The following is a 20,291-nucleotide window of genomic DNA, read 5'->3' as shown; positions in this document are numbered from 1 at the left end:
GGGTTGATCGCACAGGACTCATCCGATTCTTCTATTATTGATGGACGCCAGGAGTTTAAAGGAATGTTCAAATCTCAGATTTGGCGTTTGCAACCCTGTCTTGCTTCAGTACAATGACCTCATGTCTGGTCATACCCATTACCAAACCTTAGAAGTGAATCCGGCTGCCACTCAAGCCGAGATCAAGTCTGCTTATCGTCGGTTAGCCAAGCGATTTCATCCCGATAGCCACCATCAAATGGCAAATCATGAGCGCATTGCTCAGGTGAACGCAGCCTATGAAGTTTTAAAGGATCCGAATCGACGCTCGGTCTATGATCAAAGTCAGACCGCTTCGGCGGGGCGATCGACCGCTCAGACTGCAGCCACCACGGCCCGCAGCCAAACTTACCATCAACCCACGCAAACTGCACGCACCACAGAAATACAGCTCCAGCAATGGCTAAAACAGGTCTACAATCCTGTGAATCGACACTTAGCTCAAATCCTTAATCCGCTGGCCTCTGAAATTCAATGCCTATCCGCAGATCCCTACGATGACGATCTAATGGCGGACTTTCAGGATTACCTCACCGATTGCCGCACGCGCTTAGAAGCTGCTCAGAGAGCCTTCCAATCATTTCCCAATCCTGGCAACATTGCCAGCGTCGCTGCCCATTTGTATTACTGCATCAACCATGTTGAAGATGGTATCGAAGATCTAGAGCGGTTTACGCTCTCCTATGATGACAGTTATTTAACCACTGGACGTGAATTGTTTCGCCTGTCCAAAAAGCTCCGCAGTGAGGTGCAAGCAGCGATGAAAGCTGTGTTCTAAGGTGGGCAGTATCCGGCTCACCGACTATCAATCTTGGTCATATGACAAATGCTCCAATAATCCGTAGGCTAGAAACGCCAGACATCAATGCAGTCGCTGAGCAAATGATGAGCTTGAACCAAATCCATTCCCAAGCCTGTCCTGAGATCTTTCGAGCATTGACGTTTGAAAATGCGGTTGATTATCTGCATCAAAAAATAGATCAAGAGATTATCTATGTGGCTGCGATCGCAAACCAAATTGTCGGATACATTCATTTTGAAGTGAGTGAGCGTGAAGAAACGATCTTCTCTCACCCTAGAAAAACGATTTTTTTACACCAAATCTACGTAGAGAATAAATTTCGGCGGCAGGGAATCGGAGCACTATTAATTTCCACCATGAAATCCTTTGCCCAACAAATTGACGATCTGAAATGGATTTGGTTTGAGGTGTGTGATTTCAATACATCAGCTCTTCATTTCTATCAACAGCAAGGCTTTGAAAGCATCGGTCATCGAATGAGTTTAAGCAAAGCCAGTGGACTCATTTGACCCCTGCGTACTCTCTCATGGCCCTGTGATCTGAATTCTAGTCAACTGGCACTGAAATAGGAAATCTTCGGAGTGATCCGAGGAATCTCTAACCATACCGTTAGGTTGGCTGGATGAGGATGTCAACGAAAAGGCGGAGAATATAATAATCCCCCTTGAGTCCACAGTTGATTTTGGCCTCTGGGTAGATTAAGTCCGGTTTTGGGACCTAAATTACGATTATAAATTTCGCCATAATTGCCCACATGCTTGACTACTCGCGCTGCAAAATCGGGGCTTAAGCCCAAGCTTTTACCCAATTCATCCTTCTTTCCCAGGAATCGTTGGATCACGGGATCGTCGCTGTTGGCAAAGGAGGCGAGATTCCCCTGCTCAATTCCCAGCTCTTCCGCTTCAATCGTGGCATTCACCACCCAACGTACAACATCTACCCATTGAGAATCCCCATCCACAACCGCAGGCGCTAAGGGTTCCTTAGACATCACCTCATCCAAAATGGTATGGCTCTCGGGGTCCGGCAGGGATGTCCGCCGAGATACAAGCTGAGAGCGATCTGAGGTGACACCATCGCAGCGACCTTCGATATAGGCCGCATAGGCGGCATTGATATCATCGTAAACCACGGATTTATAGGCCACCTTGAGCTTACGCATTTGATCGGCCAGGTTTTTCTCGTTGGTGGTTCCGGTTTGGGTGCAAATGGCCCGATTTTGGAAATCCTTAAGGGTTTTAATGCCGCTATTTGCTTTGACCATTATGCCTTGGCCGTCATAGAACACCACAGGAGCAAAGGCCATGCGGACGGAGCTATCTCGCTCTAGGGTCCAAGTAGTGTTGCGGCTAAGGACATCCACTTCCCCCGTTTGGACAGCGGTAAATCGTTCTTTGGCGTTGAGGGGGCGATACTCAACGGCATTGGGATCGTCAAATAAGGCCGCTGCGATCGCACGACAAATATCCACATCTAAGCCCGAATAATTACCTTGGTCATCCACAAAGCTAAAGCCTGGTAATTCACCGCTGATTCCACAGCGCACCTTCTTCTGATTGAGCACCTTTAGCAATCGGCCTTCCGCATTGGTGGAGTTGCTTGCTCCCGGCTGACTGGAATTACTACAGCTTGCCAGAACCGACGCGCATAATAGACTAGCGCACAGCAGAGAAAACGGTTTGATCATAAGGTGGGATGTGGTTTCTATAGAGGTTTATAAAGGGGCGCTGGCCCAGGTTCTACAACCAAGCGACAATCTTGATCGCAGAACTCAGTGCAGGGTCATCTCGCACAAGATAACGTCAATCAGATTTTATAGTGCTCTGTCAAAGTATCCCATCGGAAGACAGGAATAAACCCAGTCCGGACACACACCTCATTGTGACATTAAGGGCTATAGCTAACACTGAAATAGATCGCTTCATCCTGTAGGCTCCGTGTCCCTTCGGTAATGCCAATAATGGGGTGCCCATAATCAAGGCGAAGGTTGAAGCGAGGGAACGGTTCCCAAAGAACGCCAATCCCTACCCCCGCTAAAAAGTTTTCAAATACACGGTCGTTGCCAGTATTCCAAACTTGGCCAACATCAAAAAATGGGGCTAACTGGAGGGTCGGTTCTTTTTGGGAATTACGGAGAACTAGAATGCGACCTTCTATGGACAAACGGTAGCCATTGTCCCCCGATCGCGCATTTTGGCGATAGCCTCGTAGTGACTGACCACCACCAATCACAAAGTCATAGAAGGACGGCAAAGTATCGGGTGTTAATTGCAGTTCGCCCTGCATAATTAAGAGAAAATCATTGCCTAACCGCTGCACTCGTTGGGCTTGTCCCGACCAGCTAAAAAAACTGCCCGCCGACGCATCAAAAATATCGAGACCGAGATTAAATTGGGAACGAGCTGACCAAAATCCTTGAGGATCTCGTCTGAGATAATCTTGGCCCAAACTGAGGACGCGATTGCGATCTCTGGTATCCAAGAAGGGTGGGCTAATCAGCGTTTCTCCCTCTTGAATAGCAAAGCCCACCGATAGAGCAAACTCTTCTCGGAGAGTCCTGATCACGGGTTGCCTATAACTGAGTTCGTAGAGTTCCGAGTTCCCCTCAATATTGAGGGCCGCTAAGGCTGGATCTGTAATCTTGCGGTTATTAATATCTGCTCGAAATTGGAGGGTGCCATTCATGGCGTTGAGAGGAACGCCATAGCCAAAGCTATATTGATTTAAAGCAGCTCGGTCAAAATCACCCAGGTTTAAACCCGTGTAATATGAAGCCGTCGCGTAATCCCCGAGTCCTGTGAGGTTGCGATAGGTGAAAGTAGCACCCGCCCGCTCGGGTGCAATACTAGGTACGGAATAGTTATCAATGCCAAGGTTGAGAGACCAGGGTTTTTGCCGTTTGACTTGTACAGCTAAGCGCGTTTCTCCTGGGTCTTTTCCAGGTTTGAGACTGCCTTTCACCTCTTTGAATAAGGGATCGAAGCTCAACAGTCTGAGGTTCTCTTCCAGTTTGGTGGTATTCAGAGGTTTGTTTAAACCTAATTGGATGCGATCTCGAATATAGCTCTCCTTCAACCGACCATTGCCCTCAATTTCAATGGTTGGCAAGGCCCCTTCAATTACGCTGATTGTGACCATACCTGCTTCAATCACTTGATTGCCTAAGACCGCTTGAGTAGTCAGGTAGCCAGCTTCGACATAGCGTCGGGTCATCTCGTTGGCAACGCCTTGCAGTTCTTTCAGACGGACAGGTTTCCCTTCTAAAGGTTGAGTAATCGTAGCAATATCCTCATCACTAATAATGGTATTGCCCTCTACTACAATTTTGCTGACATCAATAATCAGGTTTGGATCAGCAGATTCAACATCTAATTCTGGAGTAGGTGATTTTTCAATTTCTAGTCGCTCTTGAGGCTGCTTTTTAAGTAGTTCTTCCGGTATTGTGGACGGCAATAAACGATCATCATTGGGATTAGTCCGGGGAAGGGTTTGTTGCGCAATAGGTGGGATAGAAGGTGTTGGAGCAATTGACGGAGCATCAACATTAACTGGAGTTTTAATATTTGCTTGGACGGGTAGGACAGGGTAAAGGATCAAGATAGTTGACATTACGCTATTAGTTCCAAGCCAATGCAGCATATCTTGAGCAGAGTAATGCCAAAAAATATTTTTCATCCATTCGTTCCAAATGCTTGCAGATGACTCAAATTCATCAACTTAAAGTAGATTCTGTGGGCTTCTTATTGGAAGAGTTGATCTCAATGAGACTGTACTCTCACGATTTATCTAATAAAGAAATACGGAGATAAGTAAGTGCTTCAGTGTTTTATCTGCTGAATTCTAGGTTTTTATGCAGGGAATTGAAGCAAATATTGAGTTCAAGGCCGAAAAGTACGCTATGAGCTTAATGCCATGGAGGAATTACAGGGCGTATCCAACAGTTGGGGGAGAGCATCTTGAAGTTTGGCCCTCACCCCCCCAGCCCCCCTCTCCCAACCTTGGGCGAAGGGGGAGAAATGCAAGACCTATATGGCATCTAGCTCCCCTCTCCCAATTCTGGGAGAGGGGCTGGGGGTGAGGGCCTTTAGAGGTTTTCAAAATTAACTCCCCTAACCTCGGGATATGCCCAGAATTACACCGCACTGGAATGATTCGCTTATAAATAAAATCGATATTTTGGTATGGATAGCTTTCTCTGTCTGACCTCCAGTCGGGGAAAGTCAAATAGAGATTTAAGGGAGCAAAAAATCCTTAATTACATGAAAATACTCTTCGTTATATAGGCAGGATAAATTCTATATTTTCATTCCATAAAGGTATAAATATCATTGTTTTTTGCATAATCTTTCTTCTTTTTATAGATAAATATACGTCGGCACCTGTGGGATTGACTCACTTATTTTCGACTTTAGCTAAGAACAGTGCTCGCAAAAAAATGAGCATAATTCATTGTCTATTTCAGCCTCAGTAGTGATTAAGCTTTTTGCTTTTACTGGAGAGTTAACGTGAGACCCATCAGCTTATGTGTTGCATCCCTTACCTGTACAGTATTCTTTGCACTACCAACCCAGGCCCAAATCCAGGCTGAATCTAATAGTACAGATACCCAAATTTCAAAATCAGGCAACCAATTTGACATCAGTGGAGGACAACTTTCTAAGGATGGAGCCAATTTATTCCATAGCTTTGAGAAGTTCGGCCTCAGTCAGCAGCAGGTTGCTAATTTTCTCTCTAACCCTGCCACCCGCAATATTTTAGGTCGTGTGATGGGGGGTGACCCATCTGTGATTAACGGGCTGATTAAGGTAACAGGCAGCAATGCCAATCTCTATCTTATGAATCCTGCTGGCATGATCTTTGGTCCCAATGCTGCCTTAGATGTGCCTGCTGCTTTTACAGCAACGACTGCCAATGGAATTGGCTTTGAGTCTAATTGGTTTGGTGGTTCAGGCCCAAATGACTATGCCAATTTAGTGGGAACTCCTACCGCTTTTGCGTTTACAACGCAGGAACCCGGCGCAATTACCAATACAGGTAACTTATCTGTCAACCCAGGTCAAAATTTAACGTTGATGGGGGGAATAGTCATTAACCAAGGTGAGCTGAAGGCTCCTGGAGGGCAGGTGAATGCTGTGGCGGTGCCGGGGCAGAATCTAGTGCGGTTGAGCCAAGAGAATCATCTATTGAGTCTAGAGTTTAAGCCTCTTTCTACAGCAGGCACGTTACCTAATGATTGGACGCTACCGATTACTTCTCTGCCTAATCTGTTGACGGGTGGGGATATTCAGAATGCAACAAATCTAAGTGTCAATAGCAAGGGACAGCTTGTGCTGTCGGGTTCTAATGTCAGCGTTGATCCGGTTGCGGGGACTGTTATTGCTGCTGGAAAGATTGATGCTTCTAATACGCTTGAGAATCAGAAGGGTGGCTCGGTTTTAGTTTTGGGTGACAGAGTTGGGGTGGTGGATGCTGTTGTTGATGTTTCGGGGGATAGCGATGGGGGCAATGTCCTGATTGGTGGGGATTTTCAAGGTAAAGGATCAATACCCACTGCAAAACGCACATTTATTAGTGAGAATTCAGTGATTAATGCTAATGCGTTTGCTGAGGGTGATGGGGGCGAGGTAATTGTTTGGGCGGATGAAGTGACGGGTTTTTATGGAAATGTCAATGCTTGGGGAGGTAATCAGTCTGGTGATGGTGGATTTGTAGAAATTTCAGGCAAAGAAAAGCTAGATTTTGATGGCTTAGTTGATGTCAGTGTGAGTCACGGTAAATGGGGAACACTGTTGTTAGACCCACGAAATATTATTATCTCGGATAAACCAAGCACTGTAGATGAAGAGGATTCACTTCCAGAAATACTCCAAGATGATTTTAAAGATTCAGATATTACCATTAATGCTATGGCTCTTGAATCTCAAGAAGGAAAAGTTATTGTCAGCGCCGAAAATGACATCAGTATTAATCCAAAATTATCCTTAGAGTTTTTAGAAAACAATGGTTCAAAAGAGCCTGATTCTGTACCAGTAATCTTCAAAGCTGGTGGGAAGTTTATGATGGATCAAGAGGAATCAATTACTGCCAAAGGAAGAAATATTATTATCAGAACTACAGGAGATATGATTGCTGGCGATATCGATTCTTTATTTACTTCTACTAAATTAGGGATAACAGTAGCAAGTTCTGTAGAGTTAGTTTCAGAAAAAGGGGATATTAATACCCAAACGATTACTACAGGTGCTGGTGGATTGAATATTGAAGCTTTGAATGGATTAGTCCGAATTCAAGGCACTAAGAATCAAAATAGTATAGATGGTACTATTATAGAGAGCGGGTTTGTATCTGTTAAAAGTTTTGGAATACAAAATTTCCTAAAATATAAAGGAATAAAAGTCTCAGAAAAAGATACAACCCAAATAAGGTTTGATGACAATATTCCTGCGAGCATTATTGTAAATGCGGGTATAGATGATGCTCCTCCCATTACCATCCGTTTTGGTGATTCATCTGTTGAACATATTAAGGAAAATTATAATAATAAATCAAAGACTAATCAGATTCAAGTACTAGGTGACAAAGATGTAGCTTTCTCTGCTGGTCCTGAATCTGAATCAATTATAAATAATGGTGATCCATTTATTCTAAAGAAAAAAGACGGAGGATTTGAAGAGATATCTCCTGAAAATTTTAGCTGCTCTGCTTCAGGCTGCAGGCCTAAAGATACTGATTTTTTTGATTTTCATATCTTTATTAATGCCAAGAATTCTAGATCTAAGAACGTTCCTTTAGATGCTAGTGGTATAGCTGGATCAATTTTTATAATTGAAGATGAAAATTCAACTTTTTATGGAAGTACCCGTGGTGTGAATTATACCCCTCCTTTGCCTCCTCCACCTGAACCTCCTAGCAAAGATGAAAAGCAAATTAGAAATCTTAACTTAGAGAATAAGGAAACTGAAAATATATGCAAGAAGGAAAAATCAGCTACCTTCTCTATGAAAATAGAAGTTAAGAATCCCCTTAATTCTAATCAACCTAAACAAAAGCAGTCTAATTCATCCGATGATTGCTCCCCAAAATCTAGTCCAATTTAAATGAGTTTGGTTACTGTTGCTTATCACTTCTTGAAAAGCTTTACAGCATAGCTCTCTAAGTCATTTTATGTTCCAGCAGGGCCTTTGTTTTTAACTGATCTTCATAGTAATCCCTGCCTGAAATTCTTGTTTTTTAAGAGAATAAATGGTGATCATGCTACTCAAAACTCATCATCTATTTGTTAGTGTTATTGTTGTTTTTAGCTTTTTATACTATTTTTCTAGTGAAACATTGGCTTCAACTGAAGCCAAGATAATTTCTCAGTCAGGAGAAAATAAATTTCAAGAAGTCAATAAACTGTATTTGATCGGTGTTGAACAATTTAAGGCTAACGATATTGAGACAGCTATTACTTATTTTGAAAAAGCATTGTCTGGGTACATTTCACTGAAAGACTCACGAGGTGTTAGTCATACATTAATATCTCTCGGGACTGCATACATGGAGCAAGAGCGATACCAAAAATCTATTGATACTTATCTAAAGTTACTGCGTATACCAAGTTTACCCATAAGTAAGTTCTATCAAGGACAAATAAGATCCAAGATGGGTCAAGCCTATAAAGCACTAGGACAATATTCTAAATCTATTGAAGTAAATCAGGCTGCTATAGAGATTATGCAGCAGCTTAATAAACGCCAAGATGAAGGTCGAGTACTGATCAATTTAGGAAATGTTTATGAGTCATTAGGCGACTATAAAAAAGCAAAGCAAATATATCAGGAGAGTTTAGCTATTGCTCAAGAAACTGGTGATCGTTATGCAGAGCAAATCGTCAAGGGGAACTTGGGACTTACTTATACCAATTTAAAAGAATACAAAAAGGCATTGGTGTATCATAAATCTGCACTGAGGATGGCTCGCCAGGATAGAAATCATCCTCTTGTTGCAAATTCCTTGCTCAATATTGGCATGGTTTATCATATTCAGCGAGAATTTGAGCAAGCTTTTAACCACTACACTCAATGCCTCGAAATTTCTAAGTTTCATAAAATTCGTAGCATGGAAAGTTCTGCACTTGGTAGTTTAGGGCTTATTGCTTCTGATCTTAAGAACTACAAAAAGGCAATTGATTATTATCAGCAAGCCTTAGTAATTGCAGAAGAAATAGATTCTCCTCTATTAGAAGCTCGATCCCTTAACAACTGGGGACATTCTCTATATAATTCTGGCGATTTTTCTGCATCAGAAGTTAAAATCCGGCAGGCTATTAAACTTTTAGAATCTCTAAAGCCAGGCCAGCAAGATATCAATAACGTGTCATTATTTGATACGCAAGTTTTTTCTTATAATCTCCTTCAACAAGTATTAGTAAAGAAAAAAAAATACGATGCTGCATTGGTTGCATCTGAGCAGGGTCGAGCGAGGGCGTTTAGAAAATTACTAACATCTAAAGATTCAGAAGAAATTAAATCCGTTAATTCTTTAATTAGTTTTTCACAAATACAAAAAATCGCAATAAAAAACAATCTCACCCTCGTTGAATATTCCATTATTCCTGAAGATAGCTTTACTCACTTCGGAAAACAACTTGGACGAGGCACAGAGCTATATATATGGGTAGTTCAACCAACAGGGATATTGAAATTTAAAAAAATAGAAATAGATATTAAAGATTCTGATTTAGCTCAACTTATTCAATCTAGCAGGAAAGCGATCGGTGTAAGAACTCGAGGCGGCTTTGAGATCGACTATAACCCTAAGGCTCAATCCAATCATCTTAAAAAAATGCATGAAATTCTCATAGATCCAATAGATGATTTCTTGCCAGATAATTCAGAGGATCATGTCGTTTTCATTCCTCAAAATGAATTCTTTCTCACGCCATTTCCAGCACTTAAAAATGAATCTGAAGAATATTTAGTAAAGAAACACACTATCCTAACTGCTCCATCCATTCAAGTCTTAGATTTAACTTATCAGAAGCGTCAATCTCAAGATCCAGTTAATGATCTCAGTCCTGAAGATATCTTAGTAGTTGGCAACCCTAAAATGCCCAGTGTTTGGGACGTAAATAACCAAACAAAGAAACAGCTTTCTGATCTTCGTGGTGCCAGACAAGAAGCCATCGATATTGCAGCCTTATTGGGTAGTCAAGCATTAACCGATGCAGATGCAACGGAGACTAGAGTTAGTCAAGAAATGTTAGGTGCGCGCATTATTCATCTGGCGACCCACGGCTTGTTGGAATATGGAAAACCTCAAGATTCTGGCATTCAAGATATTCCAGGTGCACTTGCCCTTGCACCCGATAAAGATAAGGAAGAAGACGGTTTGCTCACTACTTCAGAAATCCTTGATGAGCTAGATTTAAAAGCTTCATTAGTGGTTCTAAGCGCATGTGATACGGGCCTTGGAGATATTACCGGAGATGGCGTTATTGGTCTGTCCCGCTCCTTTATTGCTGCTGGTTCTCCTAGCGTTATCGTCTCTCTTTGGGCTGTCCCAGATATGCCTACAGCCCAGTTGATGACGGAATTTTATCGCCAGTGGCATCTAAAGGGCTTAGACAAAGCGCAAGCCTTGCGACAAGCCATGCTTGAAACCATGAAGGACAACCCAGAGCCAGCGAATTGGGCAGCGTTTACCTTAATCGGATCAGCCCAGTAATTTATTCTTTTCTTGATTATGAAACGACGTCAATTTTTCCAAAGTGGGGCAGGTTTACTCGGTGCAATTGGGCTCAGTCAACTAAGTCTCCAATATCGCGCCCTAAACTACGGCAAAGTATTGGCCCAAAACACTCCACGTAAGCTGGCCCTTTTAATCGGTATCAACGATTATCCATTACTCGATCAATTGCATGGTCCCGTCACAGACGTTGAACTTCAAAAGCAGCTCTTAATTCATCGCTTCAAATTTAATCCCAAAGACGTCCATACCTTGACGAATCAACAGGCCACTCGCCAAGGCATTCTAGATGCCTACCATGAATATCTCCTCAAGCAAGCCAAAGCGGGGGATGTCGTTGTTTTCCACTTTTCGGGTCATGGTGCTCAAGTCCAAGAATTCGAGCGTATGCAAGAATTTTTCAAAAACTTAGATCGTGACTGCATCGACGACAATTGCCAGAACAGCACGATTGTCCCCATTGATTATGCAGAAACCGGAAGCAACGAAGTCCAAGACATTATGGGACACACGCTACTGCTGATGCGGTCGGCGCTACCCACAGATAATGTCACCTTCGTTCTGGACTGCTGTTATTCCGGTGGGGGTAAGCGCGGTAATGTGGTGATGCGATCGCGCGTGACCGATATAGAGCTTCAGACTAACAAGGCCCCTAACATTGTGGCTAATGAATGGGACTACCAACAGCAGTGGCTATCAAAATTGGGATGGGGACCGCAAGACTTTATCAACCGTATCCAGTCCGATGAGGGGAAGGGAATTGTTGTCACTTCCTCCAAGCAGAATCAGCAATCCGCCGACTATCCCTTTGATGGTTTTTATGCAGGGGCCTTCACGTACCTTTTAACCCAACATCTGTGGCAGGAGACGGCGCCCCTTTCCGTTAGCCAAACGATTCCAGCCGTGGCTCGGAACACAACGCAACTGTCTCAGCACAGTCAAATTCCTGAATACGATCCAGAAAACAACGAACAGGTTAAACAAAAGCCCATCTATCACTTCCAACCGTCTACCCAGTCCGCAGAAGCCGTTATTTTAGAAACCTTAGCCAATAACAATGTCAAACTTTGGCTAGGAGGACTGGACCCTCACAGTTTGGCTGCCTTTGACCAGGGGGCTGAGTTCTCTCTGATCGACGATCAAGGCAATGCCATTGGGCAGGTCAAACAAGCGTCACCCAGAACTGGACTGACTGCCGAAGGGAAAATCAGTGGCTCCAATCGTTCTGCCGCTAATGGCCGCTTTCTACAAGAGCGGGTTAGAACGCTGCCGAATAATTTCAAACTCCGAGTGGGTCTAGACGATACGCTAACAGCAGAGGAAAAACAAACAGCAATAGCATCCCTCCAACAGAATCGTTTTGTTGAAGTATCCCAACTTCATTCAGGGGCAACCGTTGACGTTCTCTTAGGCCGATTCACCCTTGAGATTCAGCAGCGTCTTGAGCGGGCCGGGGTCCCCAATTTGCCAGAGGTCAATAGTATTGGTTTACTGACTGCGACTCAAGAACCTATCCTGCAGGGGTCTTTTGGGTCACCGACTCAGTCGGTATCAGCCGCTATTAAAGAGCGTCTTAAACCCCAGCTCAAAAGCTTATTGATTGGCCGCATGCTGGCGCTGATGGTCAATCAAAAGGCTTCAAAACTCAATATTGAACTATCCGTGGATCACAATCGCTCCCGCAGTTCCACCACGACAAGGGGGAGCGACAGTACCGCAATCATCGTTCCCACCTTAACCAAACGAGGCGTTGAAACCATTCCTGAGGGGCATCAGGTCACGATTTCGATTCGGAACAAAGAGATTCAGGATCTCCATATTGGTCTATTGGTCGTTGATGCAGACGCAGACGTCACTGTTTTATTTCCACCAACGAGTGATGACCTGAGTCAGGGCATTCTCAAGGCAGGTAAATCATTTGAGTTAGGGCCACTGAGGGCCAGAGATCCCTATGGTCTGACACAACTGCTCGTTATCGCCAGTACGCAGTCACTGCGTGGTGCCCTTAAAACCCTCAGCCGCATTAGTACTCAACAACGAGCCTCTAACAGAGAGATCAACACCAACACAGCAATGCAAGACCTTTTTAGCTCCCTCGATACTCGCCGGGGCAGCAGCAATCCAAATGCGACACGCTCTGATCTATCTGCCGTTGATGTGAATCAGACGGCTGTCCTGTCCTTATTGTATGAAGTGGTTCCGGCCCAGGAATCACCTGTGAGTCGTCCTTAAAATTGTCTGACTAGTTTGGCATCATTTATGAGACAGCTAGAATTACTGCAAACAACCTGCAAGCACTATAGTCAGACTGTTTCTCAACTGGCTAAGGCACAAGACTGGTCCGAAGAGCAGGTTTTGGGGATATTAAAAAGTCGCGATCGCATCCAGCACCTCCTACAACAAATAGCCGTCCAACCGAACACAGATGAGATCCCCCTATCCCTATGGTTGACGCTAACTGAAGCAGACGCTCTGTTACAAGAACAAGCGATTCGATTGGCAGACTGCCCACAATTGCCAATATGGCGTCAAAGCTTTAACCCTCCTACTCATTTCTGGTGGTGGTACCCTGCCGAAGACTCTCATCATTGGTTATGGGGAAGCTTAACGTTAGCAACCGTCACCCTAAATTTAGCCATCACTCAGGATATTGCCACTCGTTTTATCGTCGGAGCGGCATGGATCGGCATCTGGAGTTCAGTGGGGGCGCTGGTCCCTATCGTGATTACGCTTTTGGCAAGTGGGGGCGTTCTCACACAAATGGGGCAGCAGTTATTGTCATCGCTCTTCTCTCATCGCTCTTCAGCACAGAGAAACTGGCCCAGACTCAAATTCTACCTAACAGCTGTTCTATTTGCAGGACTTTTGAGCTTCCACTCCGTGGGCTTACCTGCCCTTGCACAACTCTATCTCCAGCGAGGCAAAACCTTATATCAGGATGGAGACTGGGCCAGTGCCGAAGCTCATCTCAGGCGAGCGATTAAGTTAAAGCCAGAGTTTCCAGAGGCTCAGTTTAGTCTGGGGGTGATTTATGAAGAATATCAAGAACACGATCAAGCTCAGAAGGAATATCTTAAGGCCGTCAAAGGCGGGCATCTCCCCGCATACAACAATTTGGCCCATCTGTATATCCTTGAATCAGACCATGCCAAGGCCAGCCCGTTACTCCGTTTAGCCTTAAAAGATCTTGCTCCTCATCAACAAGGCGCTGAACTAGAATACGCCTTGCGCAAGAATTTAGGCCAAGTGCGCTTAGCCCAAAATCGCCTCCCTGAGGCTGAAACAGAACTGATGGAAGCCACTCGTCTTAGCGAAACGATGACACCCAAACGTCCCGGTGCCTATTGTTTACTGGCGCAGGTCTTAGAAAAACAGAACGCGATACCCATTCAGTCTCCAAGTACGGTTTCAAATAATGGCCAGTCCAATTCCCTGCCTTCAGTCGAGAAAGCTTGGGAGCAATGCTTAGCATATGCCAATCGCCCTGAACACGATGTCTGGGAAGGGATGGCGCGCAAAGTGTTAACGAACTCAACCACGTCTAAAGATGCTGCAAACGTACGCAAGTAACCTCTTTTGAGACAAAAAGTCGAGAAACACACCAATGTTGTTTAAACGCTTTTCAACTACGGCTTATCCTTATAGGCTCTTCAATGCCAGAGTCATAAAAAAACGATGTTCAGCGAACCCAACGGCTGGAAAGCTTATCAGCGTTTTAATCCTGTCTACCTTCTGTTTAGGTACAGTCCAGTGTTCTGCTGAAGCTAGATGGGCCAGAATTTTATCCATTCAAGGCAACGTTAAAGTTCGGCGTCGGGGATGGCAACGGTTTCAGAAAGCGCTTCATGGAACAGTGCTGGCTGGAGCAGATTTTATTCAGCCTCAGCGAGGCAGCCGCGTATTCGTGATTTGTCCCAACGGCAAAACTCGCTGGCTCGTGCCCGCTGGCACCATATCCGTGGTCAATAATGGTTGCCCTAGAACACCCTCTGCCTTTAGACCTCATGTTGAAGTGGGTGATTTAGCGGGTGGTCGTGATGCCTCTGTTCCTTATGTGATTGCTCCTCGCTCTGGTTCAGTGCTCCATTCAACACCTATAATCCGCTGGAACCCAGTTCAGAAGGCAGAACGTTATGTAGTAACCCTTTCAAGCAGAGAGAAACGACTATGGCAGATCAATACGGACCAAACTGAGATCCCCTACCCCAAGGGAACGGCAACGCTCAAGCCAGGGCGTTTATATACTTTAGTGGTTCAAGCAGATACAGGTAGCACGTCCCTTGATGAGACGCTAAAACCACGGTTCAACGTATTATCGGAGCAGCAAGCAACGGCAGCAGAAACAGAAATTTCTGCCATCCAGGCGATGGATCTCCCCCAAGACATTAAAACCTTGATGCTGGTAGAAGACATCTATCCGAATTATCGACTTACCGCTAGAAGCATCATTGAATTAGAGCATTTAGTGAATCTAAACATTGAAAGTAGTAAGGTCTATCGGCTATTAGGAGATGTTTATCTGAAAAGTGGCCTTAAATTGTTAGCTGAGAAAAATTTTGCCAAGGCGATTGACTTGGCAACCACTTCAGAGAATTTGGAGGAATTACTGTTGGCTCAACTGGGTCTAGCAACACTGTACGATCAGGCCGGAGAATCTCAAAAATCCCTTCATCAATTTCGTTGTGCTCAAATCAGTGCGGCTGAGCTTGGAGATGCACAAATTTTGCAGAATATACAGGAAAAATTATCTATTTTTGAAAAAAAAGGCATTTTATGATCGACACTCTGCTGAGAATTAGTTAAGAGTCCAGATTCACTCCCATACAAATATGTCTGGATTTCTAGGATGCTGTTATCACATCCAGTAGCGGCTTTGCCCGATCGTAGTAATGACCTTGGGCATAATCTATCCCCACGTTTGCGATCTCATCTAGAATCACATCCGATTCCACATGCTCGGCAATGGTCTGCATCCCCATCACCTTAGCGACATTGTGAATAGACTCCACAATCCCACGTGCAATCTGATCTTGAGCAATATCTCTAACGAGAAGACCATCAATTTTCACAAAGTCAACCGGAAGGGTCTTCAGATTAATGAAGGCAGACATATCACTGCCAAAATTATCCAGAGCAATCTGGCAGCCCATCGACTTTAAGATTCGGCTTAACTCAATGACCGGTGTTAGATGGCTGAGAGCCACATTTTCAGTGACCTCAAAACAGAATCTCTGGGCATTTCGATCATTATGGGCAAATTGTTGATGGAGAAAATCAAAGAGTTCTCCGTTTCGGCATGTCGCGCTCGAAAGATGGACAAAAAATTGGAGATCTAACAGATTGCGCGAGGATATCTGATCGAGACTAGACAACAAGTTTTTGATCACCCATCGATCGAGTCTCGTCATGAAGTCGTACTGTTCCACCATGGGCAAAAACAGGCTAGGTGAGCAAACCACACCAGGTTGGTCCTGCAACCGCAATAAAATCTCATAACTATAGGTTGTGCGCTCACCCCTCAGCGGATAGATGGGCTGGGCATAAAGCTGAAATTGATCTCTCTCTAGCGCCCGTAACAATCGACTTACCCAATGTAAGGTTTGATTGGAGTGCAAATCTGGATCCGCACAGCCTGTATGGTGAATTTGTACCCGATCTTTCCCCTGTTCTTGGGCAAAATGAAGGGCCTGATGTACTGCCTCAATGAGTAAAGAGGGGGCCACCTGGACTCGTGGAATTTGGCAAGCCACCCCCAAACTGAGCGTAATGGGTGAATGGGTTACCTTCCAACCTTCTGGCGGGAATGGAACAGCACGAACACTAGTGCGAATAGCCTCCGCTAGATACGTTGCCCCCGCTAAATCAGTATTCGGCAACAACGCGATGAAGGTTTGATCGTTATATCGAGCCACAAAATCAGCAGGGCGTTTGGCCACCTTAGTCATGGCTTCAGCCACCTGCTGCAAACAATATTCTCCCACTTGATCGCCATAGGTTTCTCTATAGGCCGATAGGTTATCCACTTCGCACAACACTAACGACAAATGTGCGCCTTCGCGAGTCAGGCGACTCCACTCTGAGAGATAGGCCTCATCAAACCGACAACGGTTGTAAACCTGGGGCAGTCGATCAACCTCAGCCAGCTGCTCTAGCTCTTGTTGAGCAATCTTAAGCTGTCGAGATAACGCATCTAGGGTGAAGTCTTGATATTCGGTCTCTATGGATTGCTGCCGCTGTTTCAGAGCCTGTTGGATCGAACGCTGGAGGGAGAGATCATCGAACTGACCCTTCACCAGAAAATCGAGTGCTCCTTCTTGCAAGGCTTCTTGGACAACGGATTGATCGGAATTGCCACTCAGAATAATCAATGGCATTGTAGGAAAGGAGTCGTGGACTTGATAAAAGGTTGCCAAACCTTGGGTATCGGCCAGACACAAATCCAACAAAATTAAATCAATCTCTTCGCTGTCTTTGAGGAGGTTGATGCCCTCCGACAGGGTTTTGCTGTGCTCAATTGTGACGGGGAAGGTCTGTTTGACTTCTAAGAACTGACGAACAAGCTCCACATCTTGATCATCATCTTCAATCATCAAGATTTGTGTACCAGTCTGCATACTATCCCCCGATGCTGCTACGACAGTTTATAGTCTATCGAAATCCTAAAATCAGCTCACGATATCATTCTGATGAATAAGGACTTTGTCCGTAAACTCTAACGAAGAATTCGTGATTCCGCCTCCGTGTCTTTTAAGCTATTAGTTTAACATTGACCTTTTGATTGTGTTGTCTCGTTACGCAAATCAGTCAGAAGCCTTGTGAGACGGGTGTCATTGTTGTAAGCAAGCCTGAACCAGATCTTTTGCCCCACCCTGAATTGGCAGAATGGGAATTTTCAGTGTGGCAGACAAGTCTGCCACACTGATATCATCCAAGAATTGAGTCGTTCCATACTTCAGCATCAAAGTAGGTAATAACAGCGCATCCCCAAGGGGTCGATCTTGTAACGCCTGCAAAATATCTTGCCCCGTCAGTAACCCCGTCACCGTCATCGTTTGCCCCCAATAGTCGCTGCGGAGGGCTGCCAAGGTAACCGTTAATCCCTGCACTTGGTTGAGGCGGTCTAGAATCGGTTGAAACGCCTGCTCTACTGTATTACCCACGACCCAAGTCAATTGTCTAGGAGAGGCGATACGAGATGGCAGCTGGTGGGCTGCCTGGTCAAATTGCTGTAGAAATTGTCGGATAGATCCAACCCCATTATCAATTTGAGGATAGTCCTCATAATGGCTAGCGGGTGGCAACTCTTGGCCCGCGATTAGAAACCATTCATCCGCCAGCCACGCAAAGGTCGTACCAAAGTCTTGCTGAAACTGAGTTTGTTGCTGTTGCATCTGGGCAATCACTTGGACTGCATCTGTTGGATCAACGGGTCTCAGCGCGTCCTCAGAAGGACGAAAGCGGGTCAACCCCACGGGGACAACGGCAACTGAAGCCACGGCCGGAATCTCAGACCGATGAAAGTGTGCCAAATCGGTCAAGGTTTGGTCCAGAACCTCACCATCATTAATGTCTGGGCAGACTACCACTTGAGCATGAATTTGCAGTCGTCGTTCCTGAAACCACTGCAACTGCTCCAGAATTTGACCGGCTCGCGGATTTTGGAGCAGTCGGATCCGGACTTCAGGCCGGGTGGCATGAACAGACACGTATAGCGGAGACAGGCGCATGGCCTCAATCCGCTGCCATTCTCGTGGTGGTAGATTGGTCAGGGTCAAATAGCTGCCATACAAAAAGCTGAGGCGGTAATCATCATCTTTGAGATATAAGCTCGGACGCAAACCCGGCGGTTTTTGGTCAATAAAACAAAAGGGGCAGTGGTTATTGCACTGAATCAAACCGTCGAAGAGGGCTGTTTCAAACTCTAAACCCAGTTCGTCATCCAAGTCCTTTTCGATCTCAACTTGGTGGGGCCGACCCGCTGCATCCAGCACTTCTAAGGTCAAAAACTCGTCAGCGCACAAAAACCGATAATCAATCAGATCACGAGGGACTTCGCCATTAATCGAGACCAGGCGATCGCCGGGTTCAAACCCAATCTCAGCAGCAATTGAATCAGGGATGACCGCAGTAATCACTGCAGGTTGGATCGAACTGTTACTCATAGGCTTGTGCAGATAGCCGCCATTCCTAACGTTCCCCTGTTAGCAAAGACTACTCGAACTGAGCGCCCAAAACACTGGCTAGTAGCGCTTGTTGAGTATGTAGGCGATTCTCAGCTTGGTCCCATACGCGCGATCGCACCCCCTCTAGAACCTCTGCCGTCACCTCTTCCCCTCGATGGGCCGGGAGACAGTGGAGGACAATGGCATCAGCATCGGCCTGAGCGAGTAACGATGCGTTGATCTGATACGGCTGAAAGATAGGAATACGATTACTGGCGAGGTCTTCCTGCCCCATGCTGGCCCAGACATCGGTATAGAGCGCATGGGCACCCGCAACGGCTTCGACAGGATCAGTGGTGACTGAAACGGAACTGCGATCGCCCGCCAATCCCTTGGCCTTTTCAACAATATCTGATAGGGGTTGATAGTCCTTGGGGGTCGCGATCCGAATATTAACACCGACTAAGGCACAGCCCAATAGCAGGGAGTGAGCAACGTTATTGCCATCCCCTAAATAGGTCAGGGTCAACCCCGATAATCGACCAAACGCTTCTTGTAACGTCAGCAAATCTGCAAAGATTTGACAAGGATGCTCTAGATCCGTGAGGGCATTGATTACAGGGATATCGGCATACTGGGCGAAGGTCACCAAATCTTGCTGCTCATAGGTCCGAATCGCGAGCACATCCAGATAGCGATCTAAGACTCTAGCAGTATCCTCCAAAGGCTCTCCACGCCCCACTTGCGTTGCATCTGGCCTTAGATCAATCACCTGTCCTCCCAAACGGTACATGCCCACCGAGAAACTCACCCGCGTCCGGGTAGAAGCCTTTGTAAACAACAATCCTAAAACCTTCGGGCAATGAGGTTTAACCTGGCCCGCTTTAATGTGAGCTGCCAGATCTAACAAACTGAGCACTTCCGAGGCGTTGAAATCTGCAAGGCTCAGCAGATCTCTTCCTTTTAGAGTTTCAATACCAGTGAACATAAACTCAGATCACTTATCAGGAGGGTGAAAACGGGGCTGATGCCCCACCCATATGGGCTAGTAGGAAACCTACAGGATACCGCATCAATGGAAGAACTGTCTTGTCCTTTGTCTCTAAAATAAGGGCCAACACATTCACTGTCTTCAAAGCTGTTAAATGCCGCTTCTATCTGAGTTCCATCCTGTAGTCAGTCTCCAGTAAGCTAATTGGAGTGAGGGGACAATCTGAAGAGTTTCAGTGTGTTCAAGGCTATAAGCAAATCATAGGTCAACAGCCTTATACACAAAGTTCTATGACAGGTGACTCAGGCACTGTTAGCTCAAGGGCAATTCGCAGTTTGTTTGAAAAAAAATGGTCTCAGTAGCCTTGTTTTTATTCGGTGATAATATTTAAAGTCGTACTCATTCACTTAGACTGACAGTTTTGACTTCAAATAATGCTAATAAGAATTAATCTTAGAAAAAACAGGCAGGCGTCATATTAGCTTAATCCTGCTTGGAGATATATCTTGATTTCACTATATTGATTTGTGAGTTTAATTAGGGTTTCTGAAATCCTAATTAAAAATTT

12 protein-coding genes are annotated in these 20,291 nt (G+C 45.2%); 7 read left to right on the top strand and 5 right to left on the bottom strand.

What is annotated here, in order from left to right:
- Window positions 1–121: 121 nt before the first annotated feature.
- Both Q0986_RS10625 and Q0986_RS10620 read left to right on the top strand, forming a co-directional pair.
- Complete coding sequence (locus tag Q0986_RS10625; RefSeq protein ID WP_299409554.1) at window positions 122–817, top strand: DnaJ domain-containing protein; 696 nt, start codon at window positions 122–124, stop codon at window positions 815–817.
- Window positions 818–858: 41 nt separating this feature from the next.
- Window positions 859–1,350, top strand: coding sequence for a GNAT family N-acetyltransferase (locus Q0986_RS10620; RefSeq protein WP_299409551.1), 492 nt, complete (start codon window positions 859–861; stop codon window positions 1,348–1,350).
- A gap of 122 nt (window positions 1,351–1,472) precedes the next feature.
- On the opposite strand, the gene Q0986_RS10615 is transcribed toward Q0986_RS10620, so the two are convergent.
- Together Q0986_RS10615 and Q0986_RS10610 are read right to left on the bottom strand one after the other, a co-directional pair.
- Window positions 1,473–2,528, bottom strand: a complete 1,056-nt coding sequence (locus tag Q0986_RS10615) for an amino acid ABC transporter substrate-binding protein (protein ID WP_299409549.1) — start codon at window positions 2,526–2,528, stop codon at window positions 1,473–1,475.
- A gap of 200 nt (window positions 2,529–2,728) precedes the next feature.
- A complete protein-coding gene (locus Q0986_RS10610; RefSeq protein ID WP_299409547.1) occupies window positions 2,729–4,450 on the bottom strand; it encodes a ShlB/FhaC/HecB family hemolysin secretion/activation protein in 1,722 nt (573 codons plus the stop codon).
- An 896-nt stretch (window positions 4,451–5,346) separates the two neighbouring features.
- Between Q0986_RS10610 and Q0986_RS10605 the strand changes: the two genes are divergently transcribed.
- The 5 genes from Q0986_RS10605 to Q0986_RS10585 all read left to right on the top strand — a co-directional run bounded on the left by Q0986_RS10605 (window position 5,347) and on the right by Q0986_RS10585 (window position 15,347).
- On the top strand, window positions 5,347–7,938 hold the full coding sequence (locus Q0986_RS10605; protein ID WP_299409543.1) for a filamentous hemagglutinin N-terminal domain-containing protein: 2,592 nt from the start codon (window positions 5,347–5,349) through the stop codon (window positions 7,936–7,938).
- 145 nt (window positions 7,939–8,083) lie between these two features.
- Window positions 8,084–10,549: a CHAT domain-containing tetratricopeptide repeat protein gene (locus Q0986_RS10600; RefSeq protein WP_299409540.1), complete on the top strand. Its 2,466-nt coding sequence runs from the start codon at window positions 8,084–8,086 to the stop codon at window positions 10,547–10,549.
- A gap of 18 nt (window positions 10,550–10,567) precedes the next feature.
- Window positions 10,568–12,802, top strand: coding sequence for a caspase family protein (locus tag Q0986_RS10595; RefSeq protein ID WP_299409537.1), 2,235 nt, complete (start codon window positions 10,568–10,570; stop codon window positions 12,800–12,802).
- 27 nt (window positions 12,803–12,829) lie between these two features.
- Window positions 12,830–14,140 (top strand): tetratricopeptide repeat protein, encoded by a 1,311-nt coding sequence (locus Q0986_RS10590; RefSeq protein ID WP_299409533.1) that lies wholly within the window; start codon window positions 12,830–12,832, stop codon window positions 14,138–14,140.
- 34 nt (window positions 14,141–14,174) lie between these two features.
- A complete protein-coding gene (locus tag Q0986_RS10585; RefSeq protein ID WP_299409530.1) occupies window positions 14,175–15,347 on the top strand; it encodes a lipopolysaccharide assembly protein LapB in 1,173 nt (390 codons plus the stop codon).
- Window positions 15,348–15,411: 64 nt separating this feature from the next.
- On the opposite strand, the gene Q0986_RS10580 is transcribed toward Q0986_RS10585, so the two are convergent.
- The 3 genes from Q0986_RS10580 to argF form a co-directional block, all read right to left on the bottom strand.
- Window positions 15,412–17,184: an EAL domain-containing protein gene (locus Q0986_RS10580; protein WP_299409527.1), complete on the bottom strand. Its 1,773-nt coding sequence runs from the start codon at window positions 17,182–17,184 to the stop codon at window positions 15,412–15,414.
- 213 nt (window positions 17,185–17,397) lie between these two features.
- Entirely contained in the window at window positions 17,398–18,732 is a 1,335-nt protein-coding gene (locus Q0986_RS10575; RefSeq protein WP_299409524.1) for a TIGR03279 family radical SAM protein, read from the bottom strand.
- Window positions 18,733–18,781: 49 nt separating this feature from the next.
- Window positions 18,782–19,720: an ornithine carbamoyltransferase gene (gene argF / locus Q0986_RS10570; protein ID WP_299409521.1), complete on the bottom strand. Its 939-nt coding sequence runs from the start codon at window positions 19,718–19,720 to the stop codon at window positions 18,782–18,784.
- Window positions 19,721–20,291: the final 571 nt, after the last annotated feature.

The organism is Acaryochloris sp. IP29b_bin.148 (assembly GCF_028285565.1).
In the GTDB taxonomy this organism is placed as follows: Bacteria; Cyanobacteriota; Cyanobacteriia; order Thermosynechococcales; family Thermosynechococcaceae; genus Acaryochloris.
The sequence above is the reverse complement of the archived record's forward strand: the minus strand, read 5'-3'. Positions and strand labels throughout refer to the sequence as shown.

What these genes read in the sequence shown, in the direction of transcription:
- Q0986_RS10625 (WP_299409554.1), top strand. Translation starts at nt 122, where the DNA reads ATGTCTGGTCATACCCATTACCAAACCTTAGAAGTGAATCCGGCTGCC.
- Q0986_RS10620 (WP_299409551.1), top strand. Translation starts at nt 859, where the DNA reads ATGACAAATGCTCCAATAATCCGTAGGCTAGAAACGCCAGACATCAAT.
- Q0986_RS10615 (WP_299409549.1), bottom strand. Translation starts at nt 2,528, where the DNA reads ATGATCAAACCGTTTTCTCTGCTGTGCGCTAGTCTATTATGCGCGTCG.
- Q0986_RS10610 (WP_299409547.1), bottom strand. Translation starts at nt 4,450, where the DNA reads ATGTCAACTATCTTGATCCTTTACCCTGTCCTACCCGTCCAAGCAAAT.
- Q0986_RS10600 (WP_299409540.1), top strand. Translation starts at nt 8,084, where the DNA reads ATGGTGATCATGCTACTCAAAACTCATCATCTATTTGTTAGTGTTATT.
- Q0986_RS10595 (WP_299409537.1), top strand. Translation starts at nt 10,568, where the DNA reads ATGAAACGACGTCAATTTTTCCAAAGTGGGGCAGGTTTACTCGGTGCA.
- Q0986_RS10590 (WP_299409533.1), top strand. Translation starts at nt 12,830, where the DNA reads ATGAGACAGCTAGAATTACTGCAAACAACCTGCAAGCACTATAGTCAG.
- Q0986_RS10585 (WP_299409530.1), top strand. Translation starts at nt 14,175, where the DNA reads ATGTTGTTTAAACGCTTTTCAACTACGGCTTATCCTTATAGGCTCTTC.
- Q0986_RS10580 (WP_299409527.1), bottom strand. Translation starts at nt 17,184, where the DNA reads ATGCAGACTGGTACACAAATCTTGATGATTGAAGATGATGATCAAGAT.
- Q0986_RS10575 (WP_299409524.1), bottom strand. Translation starts at nt 18,732, where the DNA reads ATGAGTAACAGTTCGATCCAACCTGCAGTGATTACTGCGGTCATCCCT.
- argF (WP_299409521.1), bottom strand. Translation starts at nt 19,720, where the DNA reads ATGTTCACTGGTATTGAAACTCTAAAAGGAAGAGATCTGCTGAGCCTT.